The organism is Streptomyces sp. NPDC032822 (assembly GCF_055578825.1).
In genome coordinates, this window is sequence record NZ_JBVIOL010000021.1 from 1 (window position 1) to 15,806 (window position 15,806).

A 15,806-nucleotide genomic window follows, 5' to 3' on the forward strand; every position below is an offset into this window, starting at 1 on the left:
TGGGCGCCATCAACGTTCTACGGGCCGGGCTGGTCCATCGCAACGCCAACCCGGCATAGCGAGAAGCCCCCGGCTTCAGCCGGGGGAGGAGTCACGGAAGGACTGCCCTTTGAAGGCGTGCTGCGGTTCGCGTTCCCGCGCCCGGGCTTTACCCCCTGCACGTGGCTGACCACCGTGTCCCAGGACGACCTGATCGAGCGGGCGGGCCTCCTGCCCTCCGCGAAGCTCAGCGAGATTGAGGACGCCCTCCGTCTCGGCGAACAGGCGAAGGAACGGACCCCGGCGACAACCGCGAAGCTCAGCGAGACAAGGGACGCCCTCCGTCTCGGTGATCTCGGGTAGGCCGAGAGGCGCCACTCACCATCGAGATCACGATCTACGGCTGGAGTACAAGAGCACTTCCGACACACGCCTTGGGTATTGCGGGTCAGGACGTTGGTGACGGCGCATAGTGGTGGGCGAGATGGGTGGCGAGGTCGCGGAGGTGAGCCCTGGCTTCGGTGGGTCCGTGCACAGTGATGGCGCTCCCGAACGGCAGGAGTGCTCGCACGTCCTCCAGATGCAGGAAGCGGATCGTCACCTTGCGGCCGGTGGCGGATTCTTCAGGGTCGTCCAGGGCGAGTCGTAGGCCAAAGATCCGTTGCGCTCGCTCGATCTGGGTCTGGTCGATGGTGGCGCTGACCTCTATCGCATGGTTGTGCTCCCATTGATCGATGAGCGCTGCGGCAACGGTGGCCAGGGTCTGGCTCTCGCGGAGCCGCCGTGGCTGGTCGACTTCTTTCCACGTCGTGATCCGTTCGAGTCGGTACATCCGCGGCACGCGGGCACAATCGGCGACGAGGTACCAGACGCCGGCCTTGGCGAACAGCCCGTAGGGATCCACGACCAGCTCGCCCGGGCGTGACTCGCGTGGGCTGTCGTACTCGATCCGTAGCCGGCGGCCTCGCCGCACCGGGCCGATCAGCGAAGCCGGAGCCGTGCCGGAAGCGCGTGCCTGGAGCCAGGGACGGCTGTCCACGTGCACTACGTCGGTGAGCGGCAGGAGCTCATGACCTTGACGTGACTGTGGAGCGGCGATCTTGGAGAGCGCGCGCCGGCTTTCGACCGATGCGTTGAGCTCCACACGTTGCTTCTCGTCCAGCCCGGTGAGCGACAGATGATCACGATCGTCCGGTGTGAGTCGCGTGAGGCCGAGTCCGGATCCGGGCGGCATGGTCACGCCACCGAGGCGGCCCCGGTGTGCGGTCACCGGCAGTCCGGCGTCGCGGAGCCAGTTCAGATCTCGGGTGATGGTTCGAAGGGACACCCCGAGTGCTGAGGCGAGTTCCTGCGTGGTCACGGCATCCCTCGATTCGAGGAGCAGCATCAGGGAGAAGAAACGGTCTGGGGTCACACACCAATTTTTTCAGGAATTGCGACACGATGCGGCGCATATCCCGGTCAGGCTGGTGGATGCGTACCTACCACCTGTGAGAAGGACCAGCCATGAGTACATCCGTCGTGTCCATCGTCTACGTGAGCGACGCTCCCGCCGCAGCTCGTTTCTACGGCGACCTCCTCGGCATGAGCCCCTCGTTCGAGACTTCGGGTTACATCACCTTCGACCTCGGGCCGGGCGCTGACCTCGGTCTGTGGTCCGGCCAGTTCGAGGACCTGTCACCGGACGTCCCGCGCACCAGTGAGGTGTGCCTGGCCGTCGGCGGTGGACCCGACGAGGTCAACGCGACCTTTGAGCAGTGGAAGTCCCACGGGGTCACGATCCTGCGCGAGCCTCATGATGCGGGGTTCGGGCTGACCTTCCTCGCAGCCGATCCTGACGGGAACCGTATCCGCGTCGCGCCGAAGGACTGAAAGGCGGCAATGCGGCAGGCGCGCACAATAGGTGTCGCGCCGGCCGTCGTCTGACTTCGAGAGGACGAGTGCCTCACGCGACTGTGCCCCTGAGCTTCGAGGGGCCTGCTGGCTAAAGGCGCGGGTTCACCCCACCGGCAAATGTCAAATTGTACCCGGTGTCACGGTCACACTGCTGGATCGCAAGACCGACGGCTCACCCGACGGACTGCCCATCCACAAGTCTTGACAATTGCTGAGCGTTTTCAGAGTGGCCACCGATGGGGTGACAGCGGCGAGGGCGCAACGCGCGAGGTACCCGTGCCGTTGAGGGAGGTGTTCGAATTCTCAACTCATCAGCTGCTGTCGGTCCGGCACGGAGATGCTGGTATGCAGAGTGGGTGCCGTTGAGTGGCACGGTGACGCCCTGGCGCGGCACATATGCCGGGTCTCACTGAGCGAGGACTGTGCGCAGGCCGACCCTCTCATCTTGGTCGGCCTGATCGCGGGTGGACGCCTCAGGCGGGGAACGTGACGTCGGTGAGCTGCTCGGACACGGCCCACAGGCGCTGCTGGACGGCGGTGTCGTGGGACTTCTTGCTGGAGGCGACCACCTCGGGGTATCCGCGGGTTCCGCCCATGCCGTTGGGGCCGTAGAACTGGCCTCCGGTGACGGCGGGATCGGTGGCCGCCCTCAGGCTGGGCAGCGCTCCCATGGAGGCCGGCTGGGCCAGCAGAGGCTGGAACAGTTCGGCCCCCTTGCGCGCCAGGCCGCTCATGTTCTGATTGAGTTCGGTATCCGATGCGCCGGGATGCGCGGCGGCGGCGATGGTGGTGTGGTGCGGGGCGAGGCGGCGCTGGAGCTCGTAGGTGAACATCAGGTTGGCCAGCTTGGCCTGCCCGTAGGCGGCAACCCGGTTGTAGGAGCGGTCGAACTGCAGGTCGTCGAAGTGGATGCCGGCCCGGATGCGGTGGCCGAAACTGCTGACGGTGACCACCCGGGAGCCGGGCACGGGCAGCATCAGGTCCAGCAGCAGGCCGGTGAGCGCGAAGTGGCCGAGGTGGTTGACCCCGAACTGCATGTCGAACCCATCCTCGGTCTTCTGCCGGGGCGTGTACATCACGCCCGCGTTGTTGATGAGCAGGTCGATCTTCGGGTGTGCGGTGTGCAGCTCATCGGCGGCCGCGCGTACCGATTTGAGGGAGGCGAGGTCCAGGCGCTGGAGGCTGAGCTTGGCGCCCGGGGCGCTCTCGCGGATGCGGGCAAGGGCCTGGCTGCCCTTGTCGGGGTTGCGCACGGCGAGGACGACGTGCGCGCCATGCTCGGCCAGGGCCCGCGCGGTCTGCAGTCCGAGTCCGCTGTTGGCGCCGGTGACGACGGCGACCCTGCCGTCCTGGGCGGGGATGTCCTGTTCGGTCCACCGGTCGGTAGTGCTGGCCATGATCAACCTCCATAAGATGAATGACGCTTCACCATGTACAGTGAAGCATCATTCATCTTTCGTCAAATGGTTCCGGAGGGCCCCATGACCTCACCCCGACCGCTGCGCGCCGACGCGGCCCGCAACCGCACACGGATCATGAACGCGGCGCATCAGCAGGTCACCGAGCACGGGCCCGAGGTGTCGATGGAGCAGATAGCCGCTGCTGCGGGCGTCGCGGTCGGAACCCTGTACAAGCACTTCCCGAACAAGAGCGACCTGGTCGCATCCGTGGTCGCCACCTCGTTCGAAACACTCGCCGATGACGCCGAAGAGTGCCTGCAACGCGAGAGCCAGGGTTCACCCGCCATGGCGGAGCTCACCGGCTTCCTCGGCCGCGTGATGGACACCGTCGCCCACAACCACACCGTCAAAGCAGCCGCGTCCGCGCTCGGCGCCGACCACGCAGCCCACCCCGCCATGCAGGACGTGGAGACCCGCGTCACCCAGGCCCTCGGTCCACTCATCCGCACCGCACAAGCCGAGGGCGGCCTACGCGCCGACTTCACCCTCGACGATCTGTACCTGATGCTCTCCACCCTTCCCGCCGACCAGCCACCCACCGCGCGCGCCCGATGGCTCGCCCTCCTGCTCACCGGGCTCACCGCCCGGTGACCGTGCGGTAGGAGTGCACAGCGCTGTGCGCAACCGACTCGGAGGCAGCGGAGTGCCGCCCTGTCCACGCTTCTGCCGGCGCAGCTCTCCGTACGTGAGGTCTGTGGTCGACAGGTCCGTCTCGACCACCGTGAAGGCCACCGCGTCCGCGGGGTGCCGGTCGCAGAGCAGTTCGGCGGCGCAGGCCACGTATCACGCACGACTACGACCGCCCCTTGCTGACGGAGGGGATCCGCTCCGCCGTAGCGCAGACCTCGGTCGTGTGCTGCGGTTGCCTGGAGGGCGGGCGCGTGGGAGCTCTCAGCCGCCGTCGGCGGCGAGTTCGTCGCTGTGAGCGGTCCGCCAGAAAGCGACGGCGACGGTGGCGCGTTGACGCCCGCCCGGCTTCATGACCGCGTAGCCGAGCTGGGTGGCGAGCCCGACCAGGCGCTCCTGGAGTGTCGAGTGGTGCAGGTGGAGGCAGGTCGCCGCTTGCCGCATGCCGGCATGGTCGAGCACTGCCTGGAGGGTGTCGATCACCCAGGGATGGGTGCTCAGGGTTTGGTCCAGTCGTCGCACGGCGGCGATGCCGGCCGCCTCCTGCGGCGTGGTCCGGTCGGCGAGGACGGCGAGGGCTCCGAGATCGTCGTACGCCACCAGGGACGGGCCGGGGCCGTCCACCCGGTCGGTCAGGCGAAGCGCGAGATGGGCACGCTCCAGGGCGTCCGGCAGGTGTGCCGGCTCCTGAGCGATGTAGGTGCGCGGCAGCCGGCTGAGGTCCTCGGCGCGGGCCGGCGCGGCGTACTGCGACACGTCCGGGCCGCCGCGCCGCTCGCCCAGCAGGCAGGCCCACCCGTACAGGTTGCTGTGGCGGTCCCATACGCCTCCGCGGTCCACCATGCGACTGCTGTGCGTCTCGAAGCGGTCGTCGAGCATGGGACAGATCAGAACCTGGTGGCTGAGCTGGGGAAAGGCGCGGTCGCGGGCGAGCAGTGCGGTCCCCGCCGCGAGACCGCCGCCTGCACTGGCGCCGACGATCAGGAGCCGCTCGGGGTCGATACCGAGCTCGGCCGCGCTCTTCGCCGTCCACACCAGCCCCGCGTAGCAGTCCTCGACCGGCGCGGGGTCGCGGTGCTCGGGAGCCAGCCGGTACTCGACCGACACGACGACCGCGCTCCCGTCGATCACGTAGGGGAGGAAAAAGCTCACGCCCGTCCGGCGGTTCCCCGACACCATCCCGCCGCCGTGGATGTGAAAGATGGCTCCCTTGGGGCCTCGGTCCTCGACGGGACTGAGAATCAGCAGAGTGATGTCCGGCGCGCCCTCCGGCCCGGGTACCCGGCGCTCTTCCACGCGCACGCTGCCGCCCGCTGTCAGATCCTCCGGTTCCAGTCCGGCGGACCCGTCGGCCGGCAGCCGTCGGTTTTCTGGGAGGGTCTCGTCCGACACGGTCGGAAAAGCAGCGCGCATTGCCTCCTCGACGGGCGCGAGCTCCGGGTCCAACGGGGGGCCGGATGGTCGTGGCACCGAAAAAGTCTGCTGCTGTCTGGTCTGCCATCTGTTCTCCCCTTCGGGAACGACGACGGGGAGCGGGTGACGCCAACTCTCGGGTGCCGGTGCCCGCAGGGCTACCGGCAGGTGGCTGGAACCGTCGCCGATAGCCCCGCCAAATGGCGGGCCACCGGTCGGGCGAGGGCGACCACCTCCGCCGCATCCCCCACTTACGCCGGTGGTGATGACGACGGCCTGGGAGACGATCTGGTGGTTCACGCGCGCCTTGACGTAGGTGGCATCGAGATAGACATAGGGGAAGCGGATGTGATCCAGCGGGCGGGTGCGGAACGCGTCGAGTTGTTCGTCGAGGTGCGCGCAGATCCGGGAGACCTTGCTCTTCGGTATGCCGGTGTCCGAGCCGAGGGGTTTGACCAGGTCGTCGACCGAGCGCGTGGAGACGCCGTGGACGTATGTCTCCATGACGGCCGCGTAGAGGGCCTGGCCGATCCGGCGCCGACGCTCGAGCAGGCTCGGGAAGAAACTGCCGGCCCGCAGTTTCGGGATCGCGAGCTCCAGGTCGCCGGCGTGCGTGGTCACGGTCTTCTCCCGGTGCCCGTTGCGCCACGTGGTGCGGGTGTCGGACCTCTCGTCCCACTCCGCACCGATCCGGGCGGTGGCCTCGGCCTCGATCAGTTCCTGCAGCCGCCGTTCAGCGACCTCGCGGACGAGGTCAAGACCCGTCTGCCGAACGTAGTGACTCAAGCAGGCGAAGCAGGTCATGCTGCGACAAGGCCACCGGGCACCTCCTTGGACCGAACTGGCAGTCCACCAAGGGCAGTCGCACGGTGGCATGCCTGTTCTCAGGGAGTGTTCACCGGCAGTCGATGCACGCGAGGACACGGAAACGGCGCACTTCCCAGCCAAGATCCGTTGCACCACTCCGCGGGACACCATCCCCAAAGGCCGTCTGTGCCGTCTGTGCGGTGGCACTGGAGCCTACGAATGAAAACGCCGGGATGTGCGGGTTGTCGATGAAACTGCTGCGCAGTTCCCTGTCACCCACGGCTTTGCTGCGTCTTTTGAGTCGTTTGCCAGGTTCGGCGAGCACAAGCTGCCGACCGCAACCTCGCCGGCCTGCGGACGTCGCCTCATCTCGGATCTCCTGCACCGCAACTGTTGAGCTCGCCCGGCTCGCTACCGCCGGCGCAGCGAGCCTGAGGGGCCGGGGGAGGCCGTCCAACTGGCGAGGAGTTTGAGTCGTTCTTCGTCCGGGGTGCCCGGCTGGGCGGTGTAGATGGTCAGGGAGTGTGCCTCGTGAGCGGAGATGGGCAGGTCAAGCGGCTGGTAGGTGAGTTCCAAGGGGCCGGCGTCGGGATGGTGGAAGTGTTTGACGCCGCCGTGGTGGATGCGCACGTTGTGGGCGGCCCACCGGGTGCGGAATTCGGTGCTGATGGTGGACAGCTCGCCGACGAGTTGGCGCAGTGCCTTGTCGTGGGGATAGCGGCCGGCTTCTGCGCGCAGCAGTGCGACGGTGGTGTTGGCGGCGCGGTCCCAGTCGTCGACGAAGTCGTGGGCGGCGTCGTCGAGGAAGTAGTACCGGGCGAAGTTGGGGAGGCTGCGCTCGCCGGTGGTGCGGCTGTCGAACATCGGCGCGAACAGGGCGCGGGCGAGTGCGTTGGTGGCCACGATGTCGAGGCGGCCGTTGGTGACGAACGCCGCGGACAGCGTCATGGAGTCGAGGAGCCACTGGACGTGGGGCGGGACGTCGACGGCCTTGCGGCGGCGCCGGGGTGCGGGGCTGGGATGGGCGGCTTTGGCCAGGTCGAACAGGTAGATGCGTTCGTCCTCGCTCAGCTGCAGGGTGCGCGCCACCGCGTCGAGGACGTCCTCGGACACGCCGCTGATGTGGCCCTTCTCCAGCCGCGTGTACCACTCGGTGCTCACCCCGGCGAGGACGGCGACCTCCTCGCGGCGCAGCCCAGGCACGCGGCGCCGGCCGCTGGTGGGCAGGCCGACCTGCTCGGGCGTGAGCTGGGCGCGCCGGCGGGCGAGGAAGTCACGGATGTCGGCGCGGTTGTCGGAGCGGCTTTCCATGCTTCCCACGCTACGGCCCGCGACCGGGACATGGGGGGTTGAGCTTGTACCCCCTATAAACGCAGCCTCCCGCGCGGGCGGCAGGAGCGGTTTCGTGGCATGCGCCCCCCGATCTCGATCGCTCCGGAGATGATGCATGACCACGCGAGGAGGAGCCCTCCACGCCCCTGCCGATGTAAGCGCCGGTGACCGCGGGCGTCCGCCTGCCCGGCTTCCGCTCGTCGTGTACGTGCTGGCCCTGGGCACGTTCCTGATGGGCACGACCGAGTTCGTGGTGGCTGGCCTGCTGCCGGAGATCGCGGGTGATGTGCAGGTCAGTGTGGCCCGGGCCGGACTGATGATCACCGTCTTCGCGATCGGGATGATCGTCGGCGCGCCGCTGATGGCGATGCTGACCCTGCGGCTGCCCCAGCGGCTGACGCTGATCCTCGCACTGGGTGTCTTCGCGGTCGGGCACGTCATTGTCGCGCTCGGCTCCAGCTTCACGCTGCTGCTGGCCGCACGGTTCCTGACGGCGCTGGCGACCGGGGCATTCTGGGCGGTGGCCAACGTGGTGGCCACCCGCGCCGCCGGTCCCGCCGCGAGCTCCCGCGCCCTGGGCGTCGTGGGGGCCGGCGCGATGCTCGCCAACGTCGTCGGTGTGCCGCTGGGCGCCTTCGCCGGACAGCTCATGGGCTGGCGGGGGCCGTTCTGGGCCCTGGCCGTTTTCGGAGCGGCCGCCATGGCACTCATCGCTCGCCAGGTTCCGCACGACACCGACGGCGGCCAGACGATCTCCGTGCGCTCCGAGCTGTCCGCTCTGCGCTCGGGACGCCTGTGGCTGGCACTCGCGGCCTGCACGACCACCACCGGCGGCGTGCTGTCGACGTACACCTACATCTCACCGCTGCTGACCGACCGGGCGGGTCTGGCCGTCAGCCTCGTGCCGCTGGTGCTGGTCGGCTTCGGCGTCGGTGCCCTGGCGGGATTCCTCGTGGGAGGCCGCCTCGGGGACCGCCGTCCGCACGCGACGACGATCGTGGCCCCCGCGGTGACCACGGCCCTGCTGCTGGCCGTCTGCCTGCTGTCCACCCACGCCGTGCCCACGGTCGCACTGATCGCCCTGCTGGGACTCTTCGGGCTGGGCGCCAACCCGGTCCTCATCTCCTTGGGCGTGCGCTTCGCAGGGAAGGCGCCCACCCTTGGGTCAGCACTCACTGTGTCGGCGTTCAACCTCGGCACCGCCATCGGTTCCTGGATCGCCGGACTCGCCCTCGAATCCTCCTTGGGCACCACGGGCCCCGCCGTCATCGGCACCGTCATTGCCGCATTGACCCTGCTCCCCACGATCGCCATCGCACTCATCCAGCACCGGCGCTTGGCGACATGAGTCCCACCAACCCAGCAGGTCGCGGCACTGCCGTGCCTTCCGCAACACGAACCGGCGCCGTAGGCGCCAGCACAACAGAGCAAGGAGTACCACCATGCGTGGAGTAGTGATGTACACGGCCGGTGACGTCCGGGTGGAGGAGCGCGAGGATCCGAAGATCGTCGAGCCGACCGATGCCATCGTGAAGCTGACCGCGACCTGTATCTGCGGCTCGGACCTGTGGCCGTACCGCGGCATCGAGCCCGCCGATCACCAGGTCATGGGCCACGAGTACGTGGGAGTCGTGGAGGAGATCGGCTCCGAGGTCAAGAACGTCAAGGTGGGCGACTTCGTCGTCGGGTCGTTCGTCATCTCCGACAACACCTGCGAGATCTGCCAGGCCGGCTTCCAGTCCAAGTGCGTGCACGCCGAGTTCGTCGCGCAGACGATCGGCACCCAGGCCGAGAAGGCCCGCATCCCGCACGCCGACGGCACCCTCGTCACCACTCCGGGGCAGCCCGATCCCGAGCTGATTCCTTCCCTGCTGGCCGCCTCCGACGTGCTCGGCACCGGCTGGTACGCCGCCGTCGCCGCCGATGCCGGGCCCGGCAAGACCGTCGCGGTCGTCGGCGACGGCGCGGTCGGCCTGATGGCCGTCCTCGCAGCCAAGCAGCTGGGTGCGGAACGCATCATCGCGATGTCGCGTCACCCCGAGCGGCAGAAGCTGGCCCGCTACTACGGCGCCACCGACATCGTCGAGGAGCGCGGCGAGGAGGGCGTCGCGAAGATCAAGGAACTCACGGGCGGCCTCGGCGCGCACTCGGTGGTCGAGGCGGTCGGCACGCAGGAGTCCTTCATGCAGGCCGTCGGCGCCACGCGCGGTGGTGGGCACCTGGGCTATGTGGGCGTCAACTACGACGTGAAGATCCCCGGCATCGAGCTGTTCTTCGCCGGTATCCACACCCTCGGCGGCCCGGCCCCCGTGCGCCGCTTCCTGCCGGACCTGATCCAGCTCATCTGGGACCGCACAATCGACCCCGGAAAGGTCTTCGACCTCACCCTGCCGCTGGAGCAGGCCCCCGAGGGCTACAAGGCGATGGACGAGCGGCGCGCCACCAAGGTGATCCTCACCTTCTGACCCGCATTTCGCGCCCTTGTCCGCCCCTCCACACCATCGCAGCAGACAGCGCTGGCCGAGGAACTCGTCTCCTCAGCCGCTCTTTCACCCCCATTGCGCGCCGGCGTGTTGCTCTGACCTCGGAGCCGTCAAGGACCGTCCAGGCCGGCCTGGCCGCCGCCCCCCCCCGTCCGGCTGCCGGGCCATCCAGGGCCGCCGCCGCTTCCCACTCCCCGGAGGGTGCGGCGGCGGCCCGCCCCACCGTACGAAGAAGCACACGCCGGAGGCAGTCCATGCTCAACATCGCAGCCGTACTGCACCGCTGGTGCCGCACGGCCCGTCCCTTCGCCCTGGCGACCGTCGTCGACGTCACCGGCAGCGCACCTCTGCCCATCGGCACGTCGGTCGCGGTCGACGAAGAAGGCAACGCGGTCGGCAGCATCTCCGGGGGTTGCGTCGAAGGCGCGGTGTACGAGCTGTGCCAACAGGTGCTCCACGACCGGGGCGCCCCACAACGCGCCTGGTTCGGCTACTCCGATGACGATGCCTTCGCCGTGGGCCTGACCTGCGGCGGTGAACTCAATGTCCTCGTCCAGCGGATCGACCCCACACGGCAGCCCCACCTGACCGCCGCCTTCGCCGAGGTCACCGAGGGCCGACCGGCCGCCGTGGCCCAGATCTTGGACGGCCCTGACCATCTCCTCGGCGCGACTCTCAGCATCCTCGGCGATGACCACGTCGCTCACGGGACCATGGACAACGGACCGGTATACCGGGCGGTGGCGGACCAGGCCCGTGCCCTGCTGCGTATGGGGCGCACCGGACGCGCGGAGGCCGGCGGCGGGGGAGACGACTGTCCCGGACCGCTGTCCGTGCTGGTGCACGTCCACACCGCCCGCCCGCGCATGCTGATCTTCGGAGCCGTCGACTTCGCCGCCGCCCTCAGCCAGGCCGGGGCCTTCCTCGGCTACCGCATCACCGTGTGCGATGCCCGTCCCGTCTTCGCCACCACGGCCCGCTTCCCGCACGCGGACGAGGTCGTGACCGACTGGCCTCACCGCTACCTGGAACACACCGAGGTGGACGAACGCACCGCCATCTGCGTCCTCACCCACGACGCCAAGTTCGACATCCCCCTACTGCGCCTGGCCCTCGGCACGCCTGCCGCCTACATCGGTGCGATGGGCTCACGGCGCACCCACCATGAACGCCTGCACCTGCTACGGCAGGCCGGCCTCACCGAGGACCAACTGGCCCGGCTGCGATCCCCCATCGGTCTCGACCTGGGCGCCCGCACCCCGCAGGAGACCGCCGTGTCCATCACAGCGGAGATCATCGCCGACACCAACCTGGGCACTGGGCTGCCTCTGTCTGTGACCAGCGGCCCGATCCACCGGCCGGCCGTGAGAGAACGAGCAGCCATGAAGTGAGCCGGGCATTGCGTGCTCACCGAGGGCGGCGCCCCACGCGGCGGTTGAAGTGGGTCGCACCGGAGAGCCACCTCACGGGTCACGTGTATGACCACACCGTCCTGAACGAGGTGACTTGTCGGCTGTCCGTGGCGCTCTACCGGCCAGCGACGGCCGCACGCCCCGGCGACTACTACTTCCTCCGCTTCTAAGCCGCCTGTATTGGGCACGAGTGGCACCGCGACTTCACCCGCAAGGTCGGCCGCGTCGCGCCTGCTACGCCAGTACGCGGTGCCATCTCCGAGTGGTTGTCGGCCTGCCGCCGAGGGCCAGGGGTTCATGGCCCCAGACGGTAGTCGTGAGCCTGCTCAGAAGGGGGGTTGAGTTTGTGCCCCCTATAGACACGACCTTCCTCATGCGCGGCTGAGCCGGTTTCCTGAAGCACCACAGCTCGATCACGTCCCGTATCCCGTACTGCACGACTTCCCGCTTGACCTGCCGCGGCGCCCTGTGCGCGGCTGATCCGTCCGTGATGTGAAGGCGTACGTATGTCCACTGAACTCCCTCAGTCCTCCGTTCCTCCCCCCACCGGAGTCGACGAGCCCTCCTCGGCCCCCACCCGGCGTACCTTCATCGCCACCACCACCGCGGTCGGTGGTGCCGTCGTTGCGGGCGGTGTGACCGGAGGCCTGCTGCTCGTCGACGACGAGGTGGCCGCCGCCGAGGCCCCACCTGAGAGTCGCGTCTCCCTCACGGTCAACGGCGCCCGGCGGGCCGTGACCGTGGACAACCGCACCTCGCTACTGGATCTACTGCGCGAACAGTTCGGCCTGACCGGCTCGAAGAAGGGGTGCAACGCCGGAGCTTGTGGGGCGTGCACGGTTTTGGTCGACGGCCGTCGGGTCAACTCCTGTCTGACGCTGGTCGTCCGGCTGGAGGGTGCCGAGGTCACCACGATCGAGGGCCTGGCCGACGCTGACGAACTCCACCCGCTGCAGCAGGCGTTCATCGACGAGGACGCCTTCCAGTGCGGCTACTGCACGCCCGGCCAGATCATGTCCGGGGTGGGCTGCATCAAGGAGGGCCACACCGGCTCCCCGGAGGAGATCCGGGAGTGGATGAGCGGCAACATCTGCCGCTGTGGCTGCTACGTGAAGATCGTGCGCGCGGTTGAGCAGACCGCCGCCCGGAAGTAAGGAGCCGCTGACATGCATCCCTTCTCCTTCACGAAGGCCGCCGACACCCGTGAGGCCCTCAATGCCGGTCGCGCGGGCGGCCGTTACATCGCCGGCGGCACCACCCTCGTCGACCTGATGCGCGAGACCGTCGAGCGGCCCGAAACCCTGGTCGACATCAGCGACCTGCCACTGCGTGAGGTCAGCGTCACCGAGCGCGGAGGCTTGCGCATCGGCGCCCTGGTGAGCATGGCCGAGAGCGCCGCCCACCCCAAAGTGCGCTCCCTCTTCCCCGTCGTCTCCGAGGCGCTGGAGCTGAGCGCGTCGGCCCAGCTGCGGAACATGGCGACCATCGGTGGCAACATCATGCAGCGCACCCGCTGCACGTACTTCCGTGACGTGAGCGCCGCCTGCAACAAGCGCGAGCCCGGCTCGGGTTGCGCCGCTCTGCACGGCTACAACCGCACCCACGCCGTCCTCGGCACGTCCGACTCCTGCGTGGCCACCCACCCCTCCGACGTGGCGGTGGCGTTCGCGGCGCTGGAGGCGAGCGTGCACCTGCTGGGCCCGGACGGGGAACGCAAGGTGCCTTTCGCCGACTTCCTCCTCAAGCCCGGCAGTACTCCCAACCGCGAACAGAACCTGAGACAAGGTGAGTTGATCACAGCGGTGGAGGTTCCCGCCCTGCCGCGCCCGTTGAAGTCCGGCTACCTGAAGGTGCGTGACCGGCAGTCGTACGAGTTCGCCCTCACCTCCGCCGCCGTGGCGCTGCACATCCGCAGCGGGGTGATCCGGGAGGCGAAGGTCGCCGCCGGGGGCGTGGGCACGGTGCCGTGGAAGCTGCCCGCCGTCGAGAGGCACCTGGTCGGTGAGCGTCCCTCGGAGTCGTTGTGGGCAGCCGCCGCCGAGCGAGCCGCCGACGGGGCACGTCCCCTTGACCACAACCGGTTCAAGGTCGCGCTGCTCAAGCGGACCGTCGAACGTCAGCTGCGCATCGTAGGAGGTACCAAGTGAGCCCCCAGCCCCAGGCAGCCGTGGGTGCGCCGCTGTCCCGGGTGGACGGGCGGCTGAAGGTCACCGGCAAGGCGCAGTACGCCGCCGAGTTCGACGTCGACGGGGCGGTGCACGCGGTCATCGTCGACGCGAGCATCGGACGCGGCCGTATCACCGGCGTCGACACCCGTGATGCCGAAGCCCATCCGGGCGTGCTGCGCGTGATTCACCACGGCAACGCGCCGAAGCTGCCGTACCGCGACAATCCCGGTTCGAACAACCTTCCCGGCCGCCGGCTGCGGGTTTTCCAGGACGACAAGGTCCTCTTCCACGGCCAGCCGGTCGCCGTCGTGGTGGCCACCACGCTGGAGGCAGCGCAGCACGGCGCGAGCCTGGTGAAGGTCCGCTATGAAGCCGAGCAGCCCTCGACCGACCTGGCCGAGGCCAAGGCGGGCGAGCCGACCGAGTATGCGCGCGGTGACGCCGAGGCCGGCCTGCGCGAGGCGGCGGTACGGATGGACCTGACCTACCGCATGGCACGCAACCATCACAACCCGATGGAGACCCACGCCACCATCGCCCGCTGGGACGGGAACAAGCTCACCGTATGGGACAAGACCCAGTGGGTGGTGGGCACCCAGACGGAACTCTCCACGGTGTTCGATGTGCCGCTGGACTCCGTGCGGGTCATCAACCCCTTCGTCGGCGGCGCCTTCGGCAGCGGACTGCGCTGCTGGCCCCACACGGTCGTCGCCGCGCTGGCCGCCCGCGAGATGAAACGTCCGGTCAAGGTGGTCCTGACCCGCAAACAGATGTACTTCGGCACCGGCTTCAGGCCCTCCTACGAGTACCGGCTGAGCCTGGGCAGCGACCGGCGGGGCCGCCTGAAGGCCACGGTCCACGAGATAGACGCGGAGACCTCGTCGTACGAGACGTTCGAAGAGGCCATCATGCTCGCCGGCCAGATGTTCTACAGCACACCGAACGTCAGCCAGGCGTACCGCAAGGTGCCCCTGGATGTGAACAGCCCGATCTGGATGCGCGGTCCGGGCTTCGCGAACGCCTCCTTCGCCATCGAGTCGGCCATGGACGAACTCGCGCACCGCCTCCGCATCGACCCGATCGAACTGCGCCTGCGCAACGAACCGGCCGAGGACGAGTCGAACAACCTGCCCTGGTCCACCCGCCGGCTGCGCGAGTGCTACACCGTCGGCGCCCGCGAGTTCGGCTGGCACCGGCACAACCCGAAACCCCGCGCGAGGCGTGACGGCGACTGGCTGATCGGTCTGGGCATGGCCGCGGCCGTGTACGACCCCAACAACATGGAGGCGCACGCACGGGCCCGCCTGAACGCGGACGGCACCGCGGTGGTCGAGGCCGCCGCCAGCGACATGGGCCCGGGCACCTACACCTCCCAGACCCAGGTTGCCGCCGACGCCCTCGGGCTGACCATGCGCGCGGTGACCTTCCGGCTCGGCGACTCCTTGTATCCGCAGACGCCGCCGCACGGCGGGTCGATGACCATGATGTGCGTCGGCTCCGCCAACCTCGATGCCTGCAACAAGATCCGCCGACAAGCGATCAAACTGGCCGTCGAGGACGAGGCATCACCCCTGTACGGCGCCAAGGCCGAGGACATCGTCGTGCGCGGCGGGCGCCTGCACGTGCAGGGCAATCCGGCCCGCGGCGAGACCTACCAGCGGCTGCTGGCCCGCAACAACCTCACCCACCTCGAAGCCGACGGCTCGTGGTCCGGGCCACAGGATCCCGAGCGGCACTCGTATTACTCCTACGGCGCGGTCTTCACCGAGGTCGGGGTGGACGCGACGCTGGGCCTGGTGCGGGTGCGGCGGATGCTCGGCGTGTACGACTGCGGCCGCATCGTCAGCCCCAAGCTCGCCGACAGCCAGGCACTGGGCGGCATGGTCGGCGGCATCGGGCAGGCGCTCCTTGAGCACACGGTCACCGACCACCGTGACGGCCGGATCGTCAACGCCGACCTCGCCGGCTACCTGGTCCCGGTCAATGCCGACATCCCTGAGATCAAGGCGATCTACCTGGAGGGCGAGGACATGCAGGCCGACCCGCTCGGCGTCAAGGGAGTCGGAGAGATCGTCCAGGTCGGGGTAGCGTCCGCCATCGCCAACGCCGTCTTCAATGCCACCGGACGACGAATCCGCGAACTACCCATCACCGCCGAGGCGTTGCTCTGAACCGGAGCGCCCCAGGCCACTGAGGAGGGGCCCGGTCGCCCAGGCGCTCCATGCTCGT

At 68.8% G+C, this 15,806-nt stretch carries 12 protein-coding genes and 2 pseudogenes; 9 read left to right on the top strand and 5 right to left on the bottom strand.

Going from position 1 to position 15,806, the window contains the following annotated elements:
* Positions 1-342 (top strand): annotated as a pseudogene (locus ACZ5VD_RS37140) (hypothetical protein); the annotation flags it as partial.
* 85 nt (positions 343-427) lie between these two features.
* Here the strand turns inward: ACZ5VD_RS37140 and ACZ5VD_RS37145 are convergent.
* Positions 428-1,393: a helix-turn-helix transcriptional regulator gene (locus tag ACZ5VD_RS37145; RefSeq protein ID WP_468684918.1), complete on the bottom strand. Its 966-nt coding sequence runs from the start codon at positions 1,391-1,393 to the stop codon at positions 428-430.
* Between the two features lie 92 nt (positions 1,394-1,485).
* Between ACZ5VD_RS37145 and ACZ5VD_RS37150 the strand changes: the two genes are divergently transcribed.
* Positions 1,486-1,851, top strand: coding sequence for a VOC family protein (locus ACZ5VD_RS37150; RefSeq protein WP_468554722.1), 366 nt, complete (start codon positions 1,486-1,488; stop codon positions 1,849-1,851).
* 497 nt (positions 1,852-2,348) lie between these two features.
* On the opposite strand, the gene ACZ5VD_RS37155 is transcribed toward ACZ5VD_RS37150, so the two are convergent.
* Entirely contained in the window at positions 2,349-3,272 is a 924-nt protein-coding gene (locus ACZ5VD_RS37155) for an SDR family NAD(P)-dependent oxidoreductase (protein ID WP_468684919.1), read from the bottom strand.
* Positions 3,273-3,356: 84 nt separating this feature from the next.
* Here ACZ5VD_RS37155 and ACZ5VD_RS37160 point away from each other — a divergent pair, with 84 nt between their 5' ends.
* Positions 3,357-3,926 (top strand): TetR/AcrR family transcriptional regulator, encoded by a 570-nt coding sequence (locus ACZ5VD_RS37160; protein ID WP_468554724.1) that lies wholly within the window; start codon positions 3,357-3,359, stop codon positions 3,924-3,926.
* Between the two features lie 300 nt (positions 3,927-4,226).
* Here the strand turns inward: ACZ5VD_RS37160 and ACZ5VD_RS37165 are convergent, their stop codons facing one another.
* The 3 genes and pseudogenes from ACZ5VD_RS37165 to ACZ5VD_RS37175 all read right to left on the bottom strand — a co-directional run bounded on the left by ACZ5VD_RS37165 (position 4,227) and on the right by ACZ5VD_RS37175 (position 7,493).
* The gene (locus ACZ5VD_RS37165; protein WP_468684982.1) at positions 4,227-5,375 is read right to left on the bottom strand and encodes an alpha/beta hydrolase fold domain-containing protein; all 1,149 of its coding nucleotides are present in this window, start codon (positions 5,373-5,375) and stop codon (positions 4,227-4,229) included.
* A 249-nt stretch (positions 5,376-5,624) separates the two neighbouring features.
* Positions 5,625-6,195, bottom strand: a pseudogene (locus ACZ5VD_RS37170) (transposase); the annotation flags it as partial.
* A gap of 398 nt (positions 6,196-6,593) precedes the next feature.
* The gene (locus ACZ5VD_RS37175) at positions 6,594-7,493 is read right to left on the bottom strand and encodes a helix-turn-helix domain-containing protein (protein ID WP_468684921.1); all 900 of its coding nucleotides are present in this window, start codon (positions 7,491-7,493) and stop codon (positions 6,594-6,596) included.
* Between the two features lie 136 nt (positions 7,494-7,629).
* On the opposite strand from ACZ5VD_RS37175, the gene ACZ5VD_RS37180 reads away from it, so the two are divergent.
* The 6 genes from ACZ5VD_RS37180 to ACZ5VD_RS37205 all read left to right on the top strand — a co-directional run bounded on the left by ACZ5VD_RS37180 (position 7,630) and on the right by ACZ5VD_RS37205 (position 15,748).
* Entirely contained in the window at positions 7,630-8,862 is a 1,233-nt protein-coding gene (locus tag ACZ5VD_RS37180) for an MFS transporter (RefSeq protein WP_468554726.1), read from the top strand.
* A gap of 94 nt (positions 8,863-8,956) precedes the next feature.
* On the top strand, positions 8,957-9,979 hold the full coding sequence (locus tag ACZ5VD_RS37185) for a zinc-dependent alcohol dehydrogenase family protein (RefSeq protein WP_468554727.1): 1,023 nt from the start codon (positions 8,957-8,959) through the stop codon (positions 9,977-9,979).
* A 272-nt stretch (positions 9,980-10,251) separates the two neighbouring features.
* Positions 10,252-11,388: an XdhC family protein gene (locus tag ACZ5VD_RS37190; RefSeq protein ID WP_468684922.1), complete on the top strand. Its 1,137-nt coding sequence runs from the start codon at positions 10,252-10,254 to the stop codon at positions 11,386-11,388.
* 527 nt (positions 11,389-11,915) lie between these two features.
* Positions 11,916-12,563, top strand: coding sequence for a (2Fe-2S)-binding protein (locus ACZ5VD_RS37195; protein ID WP_468684924.1), 648 nt, complete (start codon positions 11,916-11,918; stop codon positions 12,561-12,563).
* A gap of 12 nt (positions 12,564-12,575) precedes the next feature.
* Complete coding sequence (locus ACZ5VD_RS37200; RefSeq protein WP_468684926.1) at positions 12,576-13,556, top strand: FAD binding domain-containing protein; 981 nt, start codon at positions 12,576-12,578, stop codon at positions 13,554-13,556.
* Entirely contained in the window at positions 13,553-15,748 is a 2,196-nt protein-coding gene (locus ACZ5VD_RS37205) for a xanthine dehydrogenase family protein molybdopterin-binding subunit (protein ID WP_468684928.1), read from the top strand. The genes ACZ5VD_RS37200 and ACZ5VD_RS37205 overlap by 4 nt, the downstream gene beginning before the upstream one ends.
* The last annotated feature ends 58 nt before the right edge of the window (positions 15,749-15,806 follow it).